This is a genomic window from Cupriavidus sp. TMH.W2, assembly GCF_050847365.1.
Lineage (GTDB): Bacteria > Pseudomonadota > Gammaproteobacteria > Burkholderiales > Burkholderiaceae > Cupriavidus.
This window is the reverse complement of sequence record NZ_CP193794.1, coordinates 54674-71810: the sequence shown is the minus strand read 5'-3', so window position 1 is coordinate 71810 and position 17137 is coordinate 54674. Positions and strand designations below refer to the sequence as shown.

At 68.0% G+C, this 17137-nt stretch carries 12 protein-coding genes; 3 read left to right on the top strand and 9 right to left on the bottom strand.

Annotation, left to right across the window (positions count from 1 at the left end; translation table 11 throughout):
* Positions 1 to 3: 3 nt before the first annotated feature.
* The 4 genes from ACREYQ_RS29865 to ACREYQ_RS29850 form a co-directional block, all read right to left on the bottom strand.
* Positions 4 to 198 (bottom strand): hypothetical protein, encoded by a 195-nt coding sequence (locus tag ACREYQ_RS29865; protein WP_432262907.1) that lies wholly within the window; start codon positions 196 to 198, stop codon positions 4 to 6.
* Positions 199 to 378: 180 nt separating this feature from the next.
* The gene (locus tag ACREYQ_RS29860; protein WP_432262906.1) at positions 379 to 735 is read right to left on the bottom strand and encodes a hypothetical protein; all 357 of its coding nucleotides are present in this window, start codon (positions 733 to 735) and stop codon (positions 379 to 381) included.
* 120 nt (positions 736 to 855) lie between these two features.
* Complete coding sequence (locus ACREYQ_RS29855; protein WP_432262905.1) at positions 856 to 1581, bottom strand: hypothetical protein; 726 nt, start codon at positions 1579 to 1581, stop codon at positions 856 to 858.
* Between the two features lie 52 nt (positions 1582 to 1633).
* A complete protein-coding gene (locus ACREYQ_RS29850; RefSeq protein WP_432262904.1) occupies positions 1634 to 3295 on the bottom strand; it encodes a hypothetical protein in 1662 nt (553 codons plus the stop codon).
* A gap of 246 nt (positions 3296 to 3541) precedes the next feature.
* On the opposite strand from ACREYQ_RS29850, the gene ACREYQ_RS29845 reads away from it, so the two are divergent.
* From ACREYQ_RS29845 to ACREYQ_RS29835, 3 genes are all read left to right on the top strand, one after another.
* Positions 3542 to 4210, top strand: a complete 669-nt coding sequence (locus ACREYQ_RS29845) for a hypothetical protein (protein ID WP_432262903.1) — start codon at positions 3542 to 3544, stop codon at positions 4208 to 4210.
* Between the two features lie 118 nt (positions 4211 to 4328).
* A complete protein-coding gene (locus ACREYQ_RS29840; protein ID WP_432262902.1) occupies positions 4329 to 4820 on the top strand; it encodes a hypothetical protein in 492 nt (163 codons plus the stop codon).
* Complete coding sequence (locus ACREYQ_RS29835; protein ID WP_432262901.1) at positions 4810 to 5136, top strand: hypothetical protein; 327 nt, start codon at positions 4810 to 4812, stop codon at positions 5134 to 5136. Before ACREYQ_RS29840 ends, ACREYQ_RS29835 begins: the two co-directional genes overlap by 11 nt.
* Positions 5137 to 5248: 112 nt before the next feature.
* On the opposite strand, the gene ACREYQ_RS29830 is transcribed toward ACREYQ_RS29835, so the two are convergent.
* The 5 genes from ACREYQ_RS29830 to ACREYQ_RS29810 form a co-directional block, all read right to left on the bottom strand.
* A complete protein-coding gene (locus ACREYQ_RS29830; RefSeq protein WP_432262900.1) occupies positions 5249 to 6475 on the bottom strand; it encodes a hypothetical protein in 1227 nt (408 codons plus the stop codon).
* Positions 6476 to 6490: 15 nt separating this feature from the next.
* Positions 6491 to 6880 carry a hypothetical protein gene (locus ACREYQ_RS29825; RefSeq protein ID WP_432262899.1) on the bottom strand — a complete coding sequence of 130 codons (390 nt, stop codon included), beginning with the start codon at positions 6878 to 6880 and terminating at the stop codon, positions 6491 to 6493.
* Positions 6881 to 6918: 38 nt separating this feature from the next.
* Complete coding sequence (locus ACREYQ_RS29820; protein WP_432263075.1) at positions 6919 to 14520, bottom strand: N-6 DNA methylase; 7602 nt, start codon at positions 14518 to 14520, stop codon at positions 6919 to 6921.
* A gap of 169 nt (positions 14521 to 14689) precedes the next feature.
* Positions 14690 to 15448, bottom strand: a complete 759-nt coding sequence (locus ACREYQ_RS29815; protein ID WP_432262898.1) for a hypothetical protein — start codon at positions 15446 to 15448, stop codon at positions 14690 to 14692.
* A gap of 123 nt (positions 15449 to 15571) precedes the next feature.
* Entirely contained in the window at positions 15572 to 16987 is a 1416-nt protein-coding gene (locus ACREYQ_RS29810) for a hypothetical protein (RefSeq protein ID WP_432262897.1), read from the bottom strand.
* Positions 16988 to 17137 lie beyond the last annotated feature (150 nt).

The window sequence follows — 17137 nt, the reverse complement described above, 5'->3', positions numbered from 1 at the left end:
TCGCTAGGATGGGTGAAGTTTGGTGGAGAAGTCTCGCCCACTGCGGCGGCAGTGTCGCCGCGTGTCGCGGGCGAAGGCCACGAAGCGCGAGAGCCGGTCGAGCAGATCGCCGTCGGCAATGTCCTCGGCCTTGCGGTGCAACGAGGTGACCATCTGCATCACGTCCACCAGTAGTACCGTGTTGTCGGGCTCAGTCATCAGGATTCTCGAAAACGGCAGAAGCAGCGCGGTCTCGTAACGGGCGCGCTTTCTTGGTAGCGAGTACCGGGCCGGCGGCCCGGCGGAAGCCCTGCGCGCATGCCCGGCGGTTAAATGCAGAAACCTGCTTACGCTGTCGAGCAGCGCCAGCCAGCGCCGTTGTTGTCATGGCTGCGTGGCTCAGATGAAATCCTGCGTCGCGAACCGCTGCTCGTGGACGACCGGGGCAGCGCCCGAGCGATCGGTGATGGTGAGCAGCAGGTGGTTGCCTTCACGTAGCACGGTGCCCACCAGCACGGGGCGCAGCTGGTCACCCCAGAGAATCCGGGTGTCGCTGGGCAGCGCTTCGCCGTCGTCGCGGGCGTGATGGCGGGTCTCCGCATGCCAGCGCACGCTGGGCCGCATGGCACGCATCCGCTCGACCTGCGCGTCAAACGTGGCCGCGATCGCGGCGTCGCGGCGCGCCCGTGCAGCGTCCAGCGCGGCCTCGGCCGGCTCCTCTGCGTTTTGGTTCAGGTCCAGCTTGTTCTGATGCATCGTTCCACTCCAAGTTGGTTGGGGGGCGTCTCGGAACGCCAGCGCTTTCCGGGGGGGCTGGCACGCGGCGGCCGCAGGCGCACGCCGGGCCGGTGTTCTGCCCGCCCCCCGTGCGCACCCTCAGGGCTGCGGGTCGTCCCCGGCGCGACGCGCCCGCGCTTCGCTCGCACGCTGCTGTTCCGCCGCGCTGGGCCACCACGGCACCGTCTCCTCCGCCGTCGCCGCGCGCTCCTGCGAACAGTACTGGCAGCGCCAGTAGCCCATAGGCGACTGCTGGTAGTCATGCGCACAGCCCTGCGCTGCCGCCGGCGCCGCCCCTGCGCCCGGTCTCGGTGCCGGCGCGGCCGGCGCCTTGCCGACCGCGTCGGCGAACTCGCCCACGATCGTCACCATGCGCGCGAGGTCGGCCACCGGCGGCGCGTCGGCCACGCGCCGCACCGTGTGGGCCGGACCCCGGTCGGGACACTCCCAGAGCTCGCCCAGCGGCAGCGCCGCGATCGCGCGGCGGTCGGCCGCGCTGTAGCCGGCCGCCGCGCCGAAGGCGCCAGCGTCCACCACCTGCTCGCCCGGCTGCAGGTGGCTCGCATCCCACACCGCCAGATAGCGCCGGCACGCGAGCGCCGCCACCGGCGCCGGCGCGGCGAGCCAGACCTGCACGGCCGCGCCCAGCGGCTGGCCACCGGCCGCGCATGCGTCGACGAGTTCGGCCATGGTGCGGCCCGTGTCGAGGTCGTAGGTGGCGCGGGCATCGCGCTCGCAGAGCAGACCTGCCTGCAGGAGCAGCCATTCCTGCTCGGCGGTCAGCGCCAGCGGCCCAGCGGGCGTATGGAGAATCGGATCGGGCATACGGGATTCCAGAGTGCGTGGTGAAGGGTGCGCCGGCACGGTGAGGGGCCGCTCAGGGCGCGAGGTCGGCCGCTGCCATGCGCGGCGCGGCGGCGGGCTCGCGCGTCCACGCCGGCGGCGTATCGGACTCGGACAGGCCCCACTGGGCCGGCCCGAACAGCGCTTCGGGATTGGCGTGCACGAGACTGTCCTCGACACTCGCGCGCTCGGCCTCGGTGGCCGGGCCCCAGCCTTTCGCACCATGGCGGACCTGCAGGGCCGTGAGCGCGTAGGTGTTGCGATCGAACACGAGGCGGCAGTCGCGCTCGGTGCCGCCGGCGTCCGCAAACAGGTGGCCCCAGCCGCCATGCACATAGCGCGGCACGGCCTCGGTCTGATACGCGGGCTGGCAGCGCGCGGCGCGCAGCGCCGGCGTCCACAGGCGGTCGTACGCCCGCACCTCGGCGTCGCCGGCCGACGCGCCATGGGCAAAGACCACGCCCAGCGGCGCGCGCTCGCCCTCGGGCGACACCGACAGCATCGCCACTCGATAGGTGTGCGCGGGGCGCCTGACAAAGTTCTCGCTGTCGGGGGCCGGCGTCACGATGCGGCGCAGGTCGTCCTCGGTGAAGCTCACGCGCGGCGTGTGGGCGGCCACCGGCTGCATCGTGAGCGTCCTGCCGCCGGTGCGGTCCGCCACGGTGTAGTCGTCGGCGACCACCCCGGTGCGCAGCACGTCGGCGATCGGGTCATGCAATTCCACCGTGGTGCCCTGCCGGAGCAACACGTCATCGCGGAACGTCGGCAGCACCGGCAGCACCCGCTCGCGGGGCGCCGGTCGCCACGTCGCGCTGATGGAGCGCCAGTCCGTCTCAAAACGCGTGCTGGTCGCCCCTTCGGGCGCGTCCACGCGCTGTGGCGTCGGGTACTGCACCGTCACGAGGGGACGACCGTCACGCGTTTCGAGGGCGACGATGGTAGCCGTCGCAGGATTGCCGTTCATCTTTGCCGCATGCCCGACCACGAAGCCGCCCATCTCGTAGCCGGGCGGCTGCTCGTAGCGCGGGGCCGGCTCGGGGTCGACCTGCAGATAGTCGCGCAGGGTCTCGACCAGTGCCTGCTGCTCATAGCGATAGGCGGTGAGGACGTCGTGAAAGCCGTGATGCGTGAGGGTCAGCATCTCGCAGCTCGACGGCGCGATCTGCTTCAGGATGACAAAGCGCGCATCGTCGATCGCGCACACGAAGATCTCGCCTTGGCCCCAGTGCCGGCTGCCGCGTACGGTCTCGGCGAGGTGGTCGAGGCTTGCGTAATGCAGCATGTGCGACAGGTCGGCCGACTCGCCGTGCGCCGCGAGCACCGCCTGCACCTGCTCGCGCGGCGTGCAGTAGGCGCCTTGCTTGCCGGCCAGCGCGTCACGCTGCAGGCTGAACCACGCCGGGCGACGCAGCGCCGGATGCGCTTCGAGGAAATCGAGCCACGCCGCCTCGCCGGCGCGCTCGGCCGGCGTCATGACCACCACCGCGAGCGGTCCGTCGAGGTCGCGGCTGCGCGCGTGCAGCCCGTGCGGGAAATCGGCGGCCAGCTCGGCCAGACGCGCGCGCGCGGCCTCGCCCATCGCCACGTAGAACGACTCGCCATCCTCGGCACGCAGCGGCGCCACCTCGATCCCCAGACTTTCCAGCATGGCGCGCTCGGTTTCCGGTGCGCGCACCCGACCATAGAACCTTTGCATTGTCGACCTCAACGTAAATTAATGTTTTTTTTACATCCAATTGGACAAATTATCATATGAATCTGAGCAATTGGCACCTAACAGATGGTAATCGCGATGCGTGCCGCTCGGCAACTCGCGTCGAGCGCCGCCCATGTCTGCCCGCCGTCCGCCAGCCGGCGGGAATATTTCTGGAATAATTTGACGCAGCCTTTGTCGCTTGCGAGACCACGCGTGCCCCGCCGCCTGCTGCCCCCACCCCCGCCCTTGGCCGCACTGGACCCGATGCTGGCCCGGGCGGTCCGCCGTCTGCCGGCCACGGGCGAGTGGCAATGGCAGCCAAAAATGGATGGTTACCGGCTGCTCGCCGACACCGCCCCACTGCCGGGGCCGGCGGGGGTGGCGATCGCGGCGGCGAGCGGCCGGCGACGCGCGCCGCCCGCGCCCGTGGCGCTGCGCACGCGCCACGGCGCCGATGCCACGGCGTGGTTTCCGGAGCTGCACCCCCTGCTCGCGGGCTTGCCGGGGCGCCGCCACGTGATCGACGGGGAGATCGCCGTGCTCGATGCGCGTGGCGTGAGTGACTTCGACCGCCTGCACGCGCGCGCCCTGCGCCGGGGCTGGGTTGCCGGCGCCGATCTCACCACCTATTGCATGTTCGACCTGCTGGTCCATGATGGCGAAGACATCCGCACGCGGCCGCTGGAGGAGCGGCGGGCCCGGCTGCGCGAGCTGGTGGCCACGGTCCCGGCGATGCTCTTCGTTGACGACATCCCGGATCCGGCCGCGCTCTGGGCGCTGGTGCTCGCGCTGCGGCTGGAGGGCATGGTCGGCAAGCGCGTGGGCAGCCCCTACACGGCCGGCCCGTCCGGCGACTGGATCAAGCTCAAACGTCCCGGCGCGATCGCACCCGGTCGGTTCCGGCGGGAGCCTTGATCCCAGCCGCTGCCCCGCCGCGCCGGATCACAGAACATATGAAGTATCGTATTGATACTTGCGGAGTGCCCAAAACCCCTCTACCATGGCGCCATAGCCCACTGCACCGGAGCCCGTCATGGCCCAGCCGCTCACCCGATTTTTCTTCCTGCTGCACGCCCCCACCCATGTCCACCCCGAGTCGTTTGTCGAGGCGAAGAACAAGACCGAGGCGCGGGCCCTGATTGCCCGGGCCTACCGTGCCGAGACCCCGCGCGCGGCCACCGCCAGCGGCTACACGCCGTTTCATCACTGCCGCATCGAGTGGACGCGCGAGGAGCCGGTGCTGCCGTCCGTGCACGCGCGCGGGTGGGACGAGGTCGACGCACCGGACGACGAGGAGCACCCGACGCTCACCCCACCCCTCACGCCGCTGGAAGCCGAGGCCGTGCGCAGCGAGGGCGTGACCGTGCTGCCGCCCTCGCTGCGCGATCCGGGCATCGGCGTCCTGATGCGCGACGGCAAGGCGGTCTACTACCACTACCGCGACAGTGACTACCAGCATGGCTACCACGAAGGGTCCCTGCTCACCGTGGTGCGCGCGCTCGGCGAGGTCCGCCATGCGGCCTAAGCTGAAGGTGTGGAACGGCCGGGGCTGGTGCTGCCACCACCGCCAAGACCCACGCTGGCAGGGCGTGCGTCCCGACAGCGTCACGGTCTACATCTGCGCCACGTCGCGCGCCGACGCGCGCCGGGTCGTCGAAGCCTACACGGGCACCAACAGCCTGAGCGACCACGAGATCAAGGTGTACTTTTCCGAAGCGTGGGGCCGCGCCATGGACGGTGTCACGCCGGAACGCGGGCTGTGGCTGCAGTTCGAGCGCGGGACCCCGCCCGTCAAGGTGTGGGGCGACGGCGACGCGCCCCTCCCCGCTGCGGCGTCCTGAGCGGGACGCCAAATGAACAAAGGCCGGCATGCCCTCGCATGCCGGCCTTGTTGTTGGCCTGACAATGTGAGCGGCCGGGCGTCCGGTGCCGGACACGCCCGCCCGCCTGTCGTCACATTTCCAGTGCCGTGGCGCCGGCGGTGCGCGCCGGTTGTTCCAGCTGACGCTGGGCGGCGTTGCGCCGGTGCACCTCGCGATTGACGTCGGACAGCACGTCGCCCGCACGCCGGCCACCCACCTCGGTCCCAACGGTATAGCGCAGGAAGGCACGGTAGCCCGACAGCGTCGCCGCATCGGCCGTGCCGACGGGCGTATCCAGCAGCAGCGTGCGCGCGTCCACGCGACCATCCGGCAGCGCATGCAGGTCGGCGTGGAACTCCTCGCGGTACTCGTTGAGCTGGCGCAGCGCCTGCGCGTCGACCCGGGCCGGGAACGCGCCCTGCATGTCGTCATAGGTCCCCAGATCGATCCCCAAGCTCTGCAGGAAATTGCGGTCGCTTTCGCTGGCCGCGATATAGCCATAGTGCGTCACCGGCGTCGGGGCCTTGCGCTCGGCCGTCAGGCCCAGATCCGCCAACAGCGAGGGCGCGCCCCGCGTGGGCGCCAGCCCCACCAGCGTGCGGCCCAGCGCCGGCATGCCGGCGCCGGCGGAGATGCCGGGCTTGAGCGGCGTGAGATCCAGTCCGGGCAATGCCCGCAGACGTGTCATCAGGTGCGCGGCCCCCGCATACGGCAGCGTCGCGTTGCGGCGCACATACTCGACGAACGCCGGCGTCGCAGCCTCCCGTAGCATGCGCTGCACGGCGTGCCGGTGCGCGTCACCGGAGAGGCCCGTGCTGTCAATGCGTGCCGTCAGGGCGGTTGCCCGGCGATCGTGCCCCAGCAGCATGTCCTTGGTGCGCTGATAAAGCTGCGTGAGGGGGCCGCCCGCCTCGCGCACATAGGCCCGCACCATGTCTTCGTCCGACCCCTCGTGGACGAGGCGCCGGGTCGCGTCCAGCTCGGCATCCGCAGCGGCAATCCGCACATGGTGGATCAGCACGCGCGCAGCCACCACCGTCGCCGTCCCGACGGCCACCAGCGTGGCCGCCGGCAGCACCACCGGCGCCGTCGACGTGACGAGCATGCCGAGCGACCCCACAGCGGCGCCCAAGGCCACGACGGCGGAGCGTTCATGGACCTTTTGCTGCTTGTCGTGCAGGGCGCTCCAGCGCGCATACACGGCGTCGCGCTTGGCCGTGTAGTACTCCATCAGGCTCTGGCCCGATGCCTTGACCGTCGGCGGCGTCATCGTCTCGACGAGCGCGCCGAGATCGGTTTCCAGCTTGGAAAAATTCATCGCGATCCCCTCCCCTTATGCTGCCGCGAGGACACGATTCGCGATCGCGTCGCCCATGTCGATGGCCCCCACCACTTCGGCGTCATCGGGCTCGAAGACGAGGGTTGTCACCGACTGGCACACCAGCAGCAGCACTTCGATCTGTTCCACCACGCGCGCCACTGCGCGTTCGGCCGGCGCCAGCTGCGGGCTGTCGGTGGCCAGCACGCTGGCGGCCTGCAGCATACGGTCGCCCGCCTGCTGCAGCCGCACCGCGACGGCCTGCGCCCGGGTGGCCACATCCACCACCTTGGCCACGTGCGCCTCGTCGATCTCGCGACCCTGCGCGGTGAAAATCTCCCGCACCAGCGCCGTCGTGACGGGCGCCTGCGGGGACGAGGCTGGCGCCGCTTGGTTTGTGGTCATGTCATCTCCTGACTGAGGATAGTGGGTGATCTCTGGCATCACGCCGCCAGATCGAGCGGGTTCGCCGCGTGATTCAGCTCGCGACGGGCCGTGGCCAGCCGCTCGCGATCGTTGCAATAGAAATTCTCGTTGTGCTGGTCGATCAGGTAGGCAATGACGGCCTGCAGCCGATGCGGCGGCACCGTGGCCCGGCGCCCGCCATTGACCTCCTTGAAGTCCAGTTCGAAGCGGTTCATCACCTCCATGCCCTTGATGACCGACAGCACCGGATCGAGGAAGTACTGACCGCCGCGCGCGACGCTCGCCGGCACGCGCAACAGGTATTCGCCATCCCGGCCCTTGTAGAAATAGACCGCCCCGCGATCGTCGGTCTCGACCTTGCCCGAGGCGTTCGTGCCGACCGGGCCCAGCTCGATCAGCTGCGCCACCAGCGCCGGATCGCGCACGCGCTCGGCCAGCGAGTTCAGCGCCTTGTCGGTCACGTGCGCATGCACCAAGATCCCGTGCTGACGGCTACCGGCGTCGTCCGTATAGACGATCTTGCGTCCCACGTGCTCGCGCAGGTTCAAGCCCGTGGCATCGAACAGGTTGCCGTCGAGCACGCGCACATGCCGCGTCACGATGCCGTTCTCGGCCTCGTCGAAGGTCTCCCGTGCATCCAGATGGTCCTTGAACGCCATCGGCTCGAAGTTGATGCCCTCGGCGGCCAGTGCGCTGAGCGTCACGGTGTTGATGACATCGGTGCCCGGCTGCAACGTGTAGACGTAGAAGCTGCTGGGCCGCGAGTACTCCTCGGGCTTGCCCGGCAGGGCGTACCACAGCACCACGTGCGGCTGCGCCTCGCCGGTGATGTCCTTCTGATAGATGACCGAGCCGCGACCCAGCACCTCCAGATTGCGCTCCATCCAGTCGAGCTTGTCGGCGAGCTTGCGCGTCTCGTTGAGCTTGTTGTCCTTGTCCGGGGGCGCAGCCAGTGCCTGTGCGACGCTGTCGAACTTCTTGCCCGTCACCTGCTGCAGCAGCGCCTCGCGGCGGCCGCGCAGGTTCTCGACGATGGCCCGCGCGGCGCCCACGCCATGGTCCAGACCGTCGGCCTTGGCGATCTTCTCGTCCACCTCCAGCGCCCGCACGGCCTTCATCTCCTGCTGGTACTCCAGCGTGGTGAGATACACCGGCTTGTCGAACATGGAGCCCGACGCAACCGCTGCCCCGCCGGACGGTTGCGCGGCCGTTCCGCCCTGAAAGACGGTGCGGCTGGTTACCACCGCGCGCCAGTCGTGGCAGACCACTTCCAGCGGGTTGCGGCCCTCGGCCTTGAGCTGGTCCAGCCGCTCGGTGAAACGGGCCTGCAGGTCCGCGTACAACGCGAACTGCTCATCCGAGCGCAGTAGCGACATGTGTCCGGTGAGGGACTTGACGAACCACAGCGGCCCCTTCATGAAGGCATCGCCATCGTCCGGCATGTTGATGTCCAGCTGTTCGGCGAGACGCGGATGCTCTAGCAGCATGCGGTGCGCCACCTCGTCGCCCACCACGTTGAGCAGATCCGGCACATGCTTGATGAGCTCGCCGCTGTCGCGGTTGGCCACGGTGCTGGCGGTGAGCGAGCGGTTGGCGTTGTTGAACATCATGGCCAGACGATCGTCCGCCGGCAGGCCCGTCAGCGGGATCAGATACTGCGGGCGCTCGACCGAACCCGTCCGGTCATGCCGGCCATCCATCTGGCGCTCCTGCGTGATGTCGGCCTGCATCTCGACCTTAATCATGCGGCGCGGGCGCAGGTCGGTGCCGGTCGCCAGGCTCGCGTGCAGCGAGATCCCGGTGCTGCCCGAGGAGGTCAGCAGGATCACATCGGCACTGACATCTCCGTTGTTGAAGGCGCGCACCGCGCGCTGCACCCGGGTCTTGTCGGTGCGCCCCGGCACCGCCTCCACGGCGACCTTGCCGTTCTCCATGCTGCGCGCACGCAGGTTGCGGCCCGACACTTCCACCATGCTGTGGCCGTAGGTGGCGAGCCCTTCGCGCAGATAGTCGATCGGCGTGAGCGGCAGATCCTCCGGCAGCTCGTCGATCAGCCCCTGCAGACGCTCGGTGACACGCTCGATCTCCTCGCCCACCGCACGACGCTTGCTGACCTTGCCATAGCGATTGGTGTCGGTGATGACCAGCAGGCGCTCCAGCGTGCGGCGCAGGTAATCGCGGAACGTAATCGGGCGATCCAGCGTGACCGTACCCATCTCCTTCTTGCGACGCGTGGCATCGGGCTCATGCGCGACGTCGCCCTCGCTGACGTAGTCGGCCAGCAGGCTCTCGCCAGTGCGGCGCAGGGCGATGATGGGCTTGACGTTCTCCTGAATCGCTTGCACGGCGTAGTCCAGCACGTCCGGCATCTTGAGCGCCAGCAGCAGCTGGCCCGTGATGGCGTGCAGGCGCGAGCCAAAGTTCATGCTGGTCGCGCCCATCCGGGCGCCTTCGCGCTCGGACTCGGGAATCTTCTCCAGTTCCTTGGCGTATTCCTTGTTGATCCGGCCCACGATCTTGCGCACGTCCCCCGACAGGAACGCCATGCCGCTCAGGATCTCGGCGACCTGATCGGCCACGCGCAGGTTATGCTCCTTCCGTGGCGACTCGCGGAACTCGCGGATCACGTTGCTGCTGTCCAGCTCGCGCGAGATCAGGCAGCCGCGCGCCGCGATCTCGTAGTTCAGCGCTTCCTGCAGCGACAGCGGATCGCTCGCGACCGCCTCCAGCAGCTCCTCGGTATTGATGCCCTTGGGCAGGATCGCGCGGTACAGGCGCAGGTTCTTCGCGCCCTTGATGGGGGTACCCGAGGAGAACAGCAGGTTGCCGCCGCGACGCTCCACCAGACTGCACATGGCATCGAGGTTGTCGCTCGTATTGCTGCTGCCTGCGCCGTTGTGCGATTCATCGAGCAGCATCGAGATCGGGTAACGGTCCGCGACCTGCAGCATGTAACGCGAGGTCAGGTGGCTTTCGGGACGGCGGGACAGCTGCGAATACGTGAGCAGGATGATGTCGGTCCCCGGCGGCAGCTCGCCGGCCTCGGCCAAACGCCGATAGGCATCGCGCTTGAGCGAGCGCGCGACGACATTGCCATCACGATCGACGGTCTTGGAGCCATCGTTGATGATGAGCGGGTTCTGGAACAGCGCGCGGCTGTCGACGTCGACGATGTCCCGTTCCATGAAATCGGTAAACAGGTTGTCGGTCACGGTCACGAATACCGGAATGCGGCCTTCCAGCCGTTCGCGGCGCGCCACCAGCGCGATCACACGACCTTTGCCCGCCCCCATCTTGTCGGCCAGCAGGAAACCGAGCTTCTGGTCGTGGGCCGCAAAGATCAGCGCCAGCGCGTCGATCTGCTCGGGCTTCATGTTGAGCCGTTCCAGATCGCTGACGTCGAACTGGAGCGCCTTGGCCACGTATTCGTCGATATCGCCATGGCGTGCCTTGACCATCGCGAGTGCCGCATACACCGGACCGGACAGGTTCGCCGGAATCATCATCGAGGCTTCGCCGGCATTCGAAAACGGCACGTATGGCTGCTGGAATTCGTTGTCCTCCCGCTTGTCCTCGGCGAGCGCCCCCTCGGGCAGCTCCATCGGCTGCAGCAGCTCGTCGAGCGTGCCCAGCCCATCGGCGCCCGGGCCGGCCAGTTCCGTGGCCGGCAACACCTCGCTCGCCGCCGGGATCGCCACTGGGTCCACGGCGACGGCGGCCGCAGGCTTCGGCTCATCCAGCTGTGCCGCGTTCGCGCCAGCGATCAGGAATTCGGCGAAATCCATGCCGGTCTTCAGGATGGCCCGCTCGTCAAAGAAGTTGTCGCGGGGGCCCGTCAACCGGCGATCGCCCTCCGGGCCCCGCGTGATCCGGTACCCGTGCGCGACCAGTTCGCGGATGTGATCGCGCAGCTTGGCCGGCTGACGCTGGTTCAGCGTATAGGTCTTGTCCAGTGTTGCGACGATCTTGCCGCGACGCTGGGGTGACAGATCGTCGGCGAAGCCGCCCAGATCCTGTGCCTGCGCGCTCGCCTGTTGCGCAGCCTGCTCGCGGGCTTGCTGCTCGGCCCGGCGCGCCTCGCGGTCGGCCGCCCGCTGGGTGTCTTCCTTGATGCGCGCTTCCAGCGTGTCGCGCTCCACGACCGGCGCACCGAGCGTCTTGCCGTTGAGCAGGGTCACATACTTGGCCGGGTTGGCATGCCAGTGGCCGATGATCTCGATCTCGCCGCCGGCGGTACGCCACGTGCGGCCGATGTTCGGGTCCGGCGCCACGTCGGCCGGGGCCGCAGGGCCCGGGGCCTCGACGGCCGGGTGCTGCGCGACCCAGTAATTCTCCAGCGCCGTGGCGAACACCGAACGGGGCACACCGCGCTGGAGGTTCAGCATGGCGTAGAAGGCCGCACGGTCAGCGTCAGGCGCACTGTTGAACGCTTCCATGGCGCTGTTGCGATAGGTGCCGCGCGACGCCGACGCCTGCGCCAGTCGGTGCATCTCCGCCACGAACGGGTTGTCCGCTGCGTCCGCAGAATCGGGTACGCCCGCCACTTCCGTCGGCTCGGCCGTCTCGACGGCATGCAGGCCGCTTGCCGCCGGGGCGGCCGGCTCGGCCTGCGGCATGGCCGTCACGGGCATGCCCTTGGCCGCCAGCGCCAGCAGCTCGCCGTAGGTCTTGCCTTCGTTCAGCGCGTTGATGTGCGGGCGCAGGATCTCCTTCCGGTCTGCCTCGTCGTATTCGAGATACGCAGCGTGGTAGCGCGGATTGATGTTCTGCAGGGCCATCGCCATCAGCGTCGCTTCGTTGGCCGCAAACAGCACGTAGGCGTCGTCGCGGCGGTTCTGCTCGATATAGCGGGCCGCCATCGCACCGGCCGGATCGATCGCGGCGTAGAAGCGGCCATGCAGGAAGTCGCCCTGTGCGAGCAGGTCGCCGATCAGCGGGCGCGGGGCATTCATCACGATCCAGCCTTGCGGCAGATCCGTGAAGGGCGCAGTACCGCCCACTACGCCGCGCAAGGCCAGCACCTGTTCACGGATGGCGGCGCCGGCGTCGGCGGGTGTCGCCGTCATCTCCGGGTATTGCGCGAGCACGTGCTCGGGCACCGGCTTGCCCTCGGCCACCGCCTTGCGGATGACATCCTCGTGCGTGACCCGGGCGAAGCTGTCAGTCACCCATTCCACGGCGTCGGCATCGCCGGCCTTGGCACGCTGGTGGTACCAGTCGGCAACGCCATAGCGCAGCCGCTCCTTTTCGCCCACGCGGCGCGCTTCGCGCCCGCCGGGGTGACGGCCGCCAACGTCGGGCGTGGCCAGCGCGGCCAGTGCCGCATCCCACTGCGCCGGGGTCAGCGTCCACGGCGGCGCCTCCGGGCCCGGACGCAGGAGTTGGCTGCCTTGCGCCGCGACGGGCTGCGACGCATCGATCGCCTGTCGGGCGGCGGCTACGGCCTCATCCACGGCCCGCGCCACCTCCGCATCGCCCGGACGGGCTTCCTTGACACTTTCCAGACTGCCGATCAGCTTGCCCGCCTCGTCCAGCAGCCCCCGGCGGATGCCTTCGGATTCGATGGGCTTCCCGTTGGTCGGATGCAGACCCTCGCGCAGGCCGGCGGTGACCGCATGCAGATCCGGCAGGTCGACTTCGAACGTGTTCAGGGCTTCGGCGGCCTGCTGGGCGGCCTCGTCGACCACCACGGCGGCCGCCGGCGTGGCCGGAACCACGTCCGGATCACGGCCGGCTTCGGCCATGACCAGTCGCTCGATCGCACCGCTGTAGCGCTGCTCGGCGTCGTCGCCCACGGCAAGGATATTCATCTTGGCGAACCTGCCGCTGCGTCGCTGCAGGCCCAGCACCATGAAACGGCCGTCCATGCCGCGCAGCGCAATGCGCGGGTTGCGCTCGTCCCACCAGAAGGCCCCCGGGGTGCGCAGAATGACGTCGGTACCGGGCTGGGGAATGACCAGCGACAGCACCTTGCTCTCGAAGGCATAGCGATGCAGCGCGGCGCTAACGGTGCGGGCCTGTTCGGCCAGATACTCGACCACGTCGATCTCACCGGTATGGCGATGCATCTCGCGACGCGCTTGCGCCGAAGCGCGCGGCGACATGACGCGCAGTTCCGGTGCAATCGCCGGGTTGTCGCGGCGGTCAATAATGACCTGCGACCATTTGCGCAGCTCGTCGTAGGTCCGCAGCACCGGCAGCCGGTCCGGCACGACGGCCTCGGTCGGCTCGACGCGGCGGGCACCAAGCACGTACAGGCGCAGCGGGTAGCCGGCGCCCTGTTTCTTGTAGAGATCCCCGCTCACATCGACGACGCCGTCGACGTGATAATGGTCCAGTAGATAGGCCAGCAGGTGTTTGCTGCGGCCCTCGATCGCCCCCTCGTCGACGGTGCTGTCCGCGCCGGTAATGAACACGGCGCGGCCGTTGTCACGGCGGGCGTGCAGCGAACGCAGCAAGATGTAGTGATCGAGCCGCTGCACTTCCATTTCGTCGGTCGCGCTGCCGTCGGGCAGGCGCACCGTGCGCTTGCTGCTCATGCTGCCGAAGGGCGGATTCGCAATCACGTAATCAAAGCCCTCGGGCTCGCCGAACAGCTTGCGGAACGAAGCTTCCGTGGCATCGCCCTGCACCACCTTGTCCGCGAAATCACGGGCCGCCGCGACCCGCTCCTCGTCAAGCTCGACTCCATAGATGCGGCTGCGCGCGTCGTCGGTGCGGCCCGCGTTGAAGGTGGTCACGAGCGACGCGTTGCCGATGGTGGGATCGAACACGGAGCGGCCAGCCAGTTCCTCACGGGACGCGAGCATGGCCTGCGCGAGGAGCGCCATGGGCGCCGGCGTCGAGTACTGCTGCAGCGCCATCGAGCTCGCCGTACGGTGCGCGAGCTTGGGCAACCCCAGATAGATGCGGTTGGCGATATCAAACACGCCCATCGCATCCCAGCCCCGGGCGAGGTGCTTGCCAGCCTCCTCCTGCAGCAGCAGATTCGCCTCGGTCTCGACCGCTTCCTGATACTGGCGCTCGCTGAAGCCGCCTTCGTTGGACACCGTCATCAGCGCCTGCAGGTCCTCGCGCTTGAGGTTGGCATTCTTGACGATGATGCGGCGCACGAAGCCGCGCACCACCTGTCGCAGCTCGCTGTCGGTCCGCGCATGGAGGAAGGTGGCGCGTTCGAGCCCATCGTCACGGATGATCGTCTTCTTGCCATCGATGACGCGCTGCAGGATGCGACCCGAGTTCGAGTCAAACACCACCTCGTCGCGATCGTTCATGCCGATGGCCTTGGCCGAGTCGTACATGGCGTTGACCGTGGCGTTGCGCTTTTCCGCGACCTTGCCCTTGAAGATGCCGTCGATGACGTCGGCCGGCCCCTTGACCCACTTGAGGTGCTGCGCGCCGAACGTTTCCTTTAGCGCCGCTGCGGTCAGCGTGAAGTTGGGCTTGACGTAGATGTCCTTGCCATAGGTGCCGGGCACCGGCTCGAAGCCCAATCGCTGGATGGCCTCGGCATGCTTGCCCGACATGTCGACCACCGAAATGCCGGCGACCCCCGTGCCACGGTACGACCCGAAGTACAGGCCGATCGCGCTCAAATCCATCCACTCGATTTTCTTCATCGCCACGGGCGTCAGTACGCCATCAGGTCATCAATGAAGAAATTATCCCCGACGTCATCAGAATCCCCAAAATTAGGCCTACAACTGTGGTAATGATGAGTTTCAACATGATTTGCGCGATCATTTTAACGTTTTTTTCTATTTTGATTGCACCAAATCAATTGAGGACTCAGCCCCGGGACCCTGCCCCGCGCAACGCCTCGGGCAGGCCCGGCATCTGACCGTTGGCCACCGATAGCGGTGTGGCCAGCTCCCGATGAAAGAGGTCCGTGACATCGGCGCACACCGGCGCATCAGCGCGGCCGGCAGCTTCGGGCCGATAGTCCCACGCTCGCACTTGCAGCGTATGTTGCGCGATCCATGCGCGCACGGTTTGCCAGTGATGCGCCAGTATCGGCAGGCTGAAGCTCAGCACCCATGCGGGGGCGGGATCATGAGCGAGCGGCACCCCGTGCCGCGATGGGCGGGCCACCAGATAGGGCACGGCCGTTCCGGTGCGGGAGAGGGCCGCATACAGCCGCAGCAGCTCCGCGCCCCCATGGGTGGCCGCGCCGCTCAGTTCGAGGCGCAGGCCCGTGACGTCCTCGCTGCTGGGCGCCGGCGTCGCGCGGACCACGCCGGCCATGCGCTCGCGCAATGCCCGCTGGGCAGCGCCCAGCACCGCGCGTCGCTTGGCCTCGGCCTCACGCAGGTAATCGGTCCAGTCAAGGAAGTACAGGCGCAGCCGTGCTACAGCGTCGAAGTCGTGACCGAGGCGGAGCATGGCGTCGCGGGCGCTGGCGATCGCCGCAATCGCGTCGCGGCGCCCTTCGCTGTCGCCGTCCGGCAGCGCCGCGAGCTGCTGGAGATGCAGCGCGATCTCGTCGGCGAGACGCCCGAGATGCTGACTGCTGGATACCGGCACGGATACCACAGGGGACTGCTGCATGTCATGGCCCGGAAATCATCACCCCCGGAATGAAAAAGACCGCCCACGGGGGATGGGCGGCTCAAGGACTGCAGCGTCGCCGACGGGAGTATGGCGGCGACGGTTCGGACAGGGGTCCTGCGATTACATGCCGGGCTCGTCGATGTCCAGGGCAGCCGCCGCTTGGGCCAGCTTGCCATCGGCGGTGCGCTCAGCGGCTTCGTCGATGGACGACGGGTCAAAGCCCGTGCCGTCGGCCTCGGTCAGCTCGGCATCCGCGACGCGCTCCTTGGCCGCGCCCGCGCCGGTCTTGAAGTCGTTGACGGTCGCCAGCGTCTTGATCGTGACCTTGCCCGGGTTGTAGTCTTCCAGCACGTTCTTGGTGAAGAAGCGCAGACCGTCCTTGCCGATTTCGGTGGTCAGGTACGTCGGCAGGAAACGGCGCTCCTTGATGTAGCCCTTCTCGTCACGCGGCGACCAGAACATGTGGACCGGGTGATTCGCCTTGTAGGCCGCCTTCGGATCGTCGCCGGTAAAGCCCTGCTTGAGCAGGCTCGCACGCGTGGCGGGGCCGGCCGCGATGCGCTCACCGGGGATGGCTTCGACCACGTAGTCGCCGCTGCGCACGGCATCGACGATCTGCTTCAGGTCGCCGACTACGCGTTCGTCCGCGTCCGAGAAGTCGGGGTAGCCCGGCTTGTCGCCCAGCGCGAAGATCATGGCGCGGGCCACCAGTGCGTCCTGCGTGATACGTTCGTCCTTATCAGCCGGCGTCAGGATCTTTGCGAGGCTTTGCTCGGCCGGGGCGGCATCGTGGCGCGTGATTTCCAGACCCGTATCGTGGTCCTTCTTCGTGGTCGGCACGTAGGCCGCATGCACACGCGCCGGCGCCAGCGGCATCGAGCCGTCTTCCTTGCTGATGAGACGCAGGAACACGAAGGGGCGACGGCCCACCGGCTCGCCATTAATGACCACGCTCGGGGACATGGCGCCCAGCAGCGTCGGCTTGACGTTCTCGGCATTCAGCACCACGGCGCTCTCGGGCATCACGATGTCGGCGGCCACCGTTTCCTGAACGCGCTTCGCGGTCTCGTTCCAGCGGCGATCCAGCACGATGTTCGCGTGCACGCGGTCGCAGGCGACACCGGCCGAGGCGGCCAGCGTTTCGGGCCAGTAGGCGCGGTAGCTGCCGTCCTCGTTCTTCAGGCAGCGGGTGAACACCATCAGCCCCTGCGGTTCGCAATGCACCTTGTGCTCGGGGTTGGCGAATTCGCTTGGACGCGGACGGCGCTTCTCACCCTTGCCACCGAACAGGTCCACCAGCTTGGCGCGCGCCGCATCGCGATCGGCGGCAAACTTCGAGCCGACCACAGCCAGCGCTTCGTCGACGTCCATCAGACGCACCGACACAGGCTCGTCGCTGCCCGCATGAAAACCGTGGAAGAAGGTCGGGCCGTCCGCCGATGGCGTGATGGCCTGCAGGCGCATCACAACGGTCTTCGGTTGGTCGGCCTTCGGCACACGCTGGGCGGTCTTGTTGTTCAGGCTGTTCAGTTGCATTTCGTTGCTCTCCAATTCGCAAAGTAAGTGGGACTACTCACACGCTTTTGCTAATCCACCGTGGGGATCGCAACGAGCGATTGGAGGAATTTTTATCACAGCACACATGAAATGCAAAATTCGTGGGTGTTTCGTGCCAAATAATGCAAA

Bases quoted from the DNA above. Each gene is read 5' to 3' on its own strand.
- ACREYQ_RS29865 (WP_432262907.1), bottom strand. From the start codon at position 198: ATGACTGAGCCCGACAACACGGTACTACTGGTGGACGTGATGCAGATG.
- ACREYQ_RS29860 (WP_432262906.1), bottom strand. From the start codon at position 735: ATGCATCAGAACAAGCTGGACCTGAACCAAAACGCAGAGGAGCCGGCC.
- ACREYQ_RS29855 (WP_432262905.1), bottom strand. From the start codon at position 1,581: ATGCCCGATCCGATTCTCCATACGCCCGCTGGGCCGCTGGCGCTGACC.
- ACREYQ_RS29850 (WP_432262904.1), bottom strand. From the start codon at position 3,295: ATGCAAAGGTTCTATGGTCGGGTGCGCGCACCGGAAACCGAGCGCGCC.
- ACREYQ_RS29840 (WP_432262902.1), top strand. From the start codon at position 4,329: ATGGCCCAGCCGCTCACCCGATTTTTCTTCCTGCTGCACGCCCCCACC.
- ACREYQ_RS29835 (WP_432262901.1), top strand. From the start codon at position 4,810: ATGCGGCCTAAGCTGAAGGTGTGGAACGGCCGGGGCTGGTGCTGCCAC.
- ACREYQ_RS29830 (WP_432262900.1), bottom strand. From the start codon at position 6,475: ATGAATTTTTCCAAGCTGGAAACCGATCTCGGCGCGCTCGTCGAGACG.
- ACREYQ_RS29825 (WP_432262899.1), bottom strand. From the start codon at position 6,880: ATGACCACAAACCAAGCGGCGCCAGCCTCGTCCCCGCAGGCGCCCGTC.
- ACREYQ_RS29820 (WP_432263075.1), bottom strand. From the start codon at position 14,520: ATGAAGAAAATCGAGTGGATGGATTTGAGCGCGATCGGCCTGTACTTC.
- ACREYQ_RS29815 (WP_432262898.1), bottom strand. From the start codon at position 15,448: ATGCAGCAGTCCCCTGTGGTATCCGTGCCGGTATCCAGCAGTCAGCAT.
- ACREYQ_RS29810 (WP_432262897.1), bottom strand. From the start codon at position 16,987: ATGCAACTGAACAGCCTGAACAACAAGACCGCCCAGCGTGTGCCGAAG.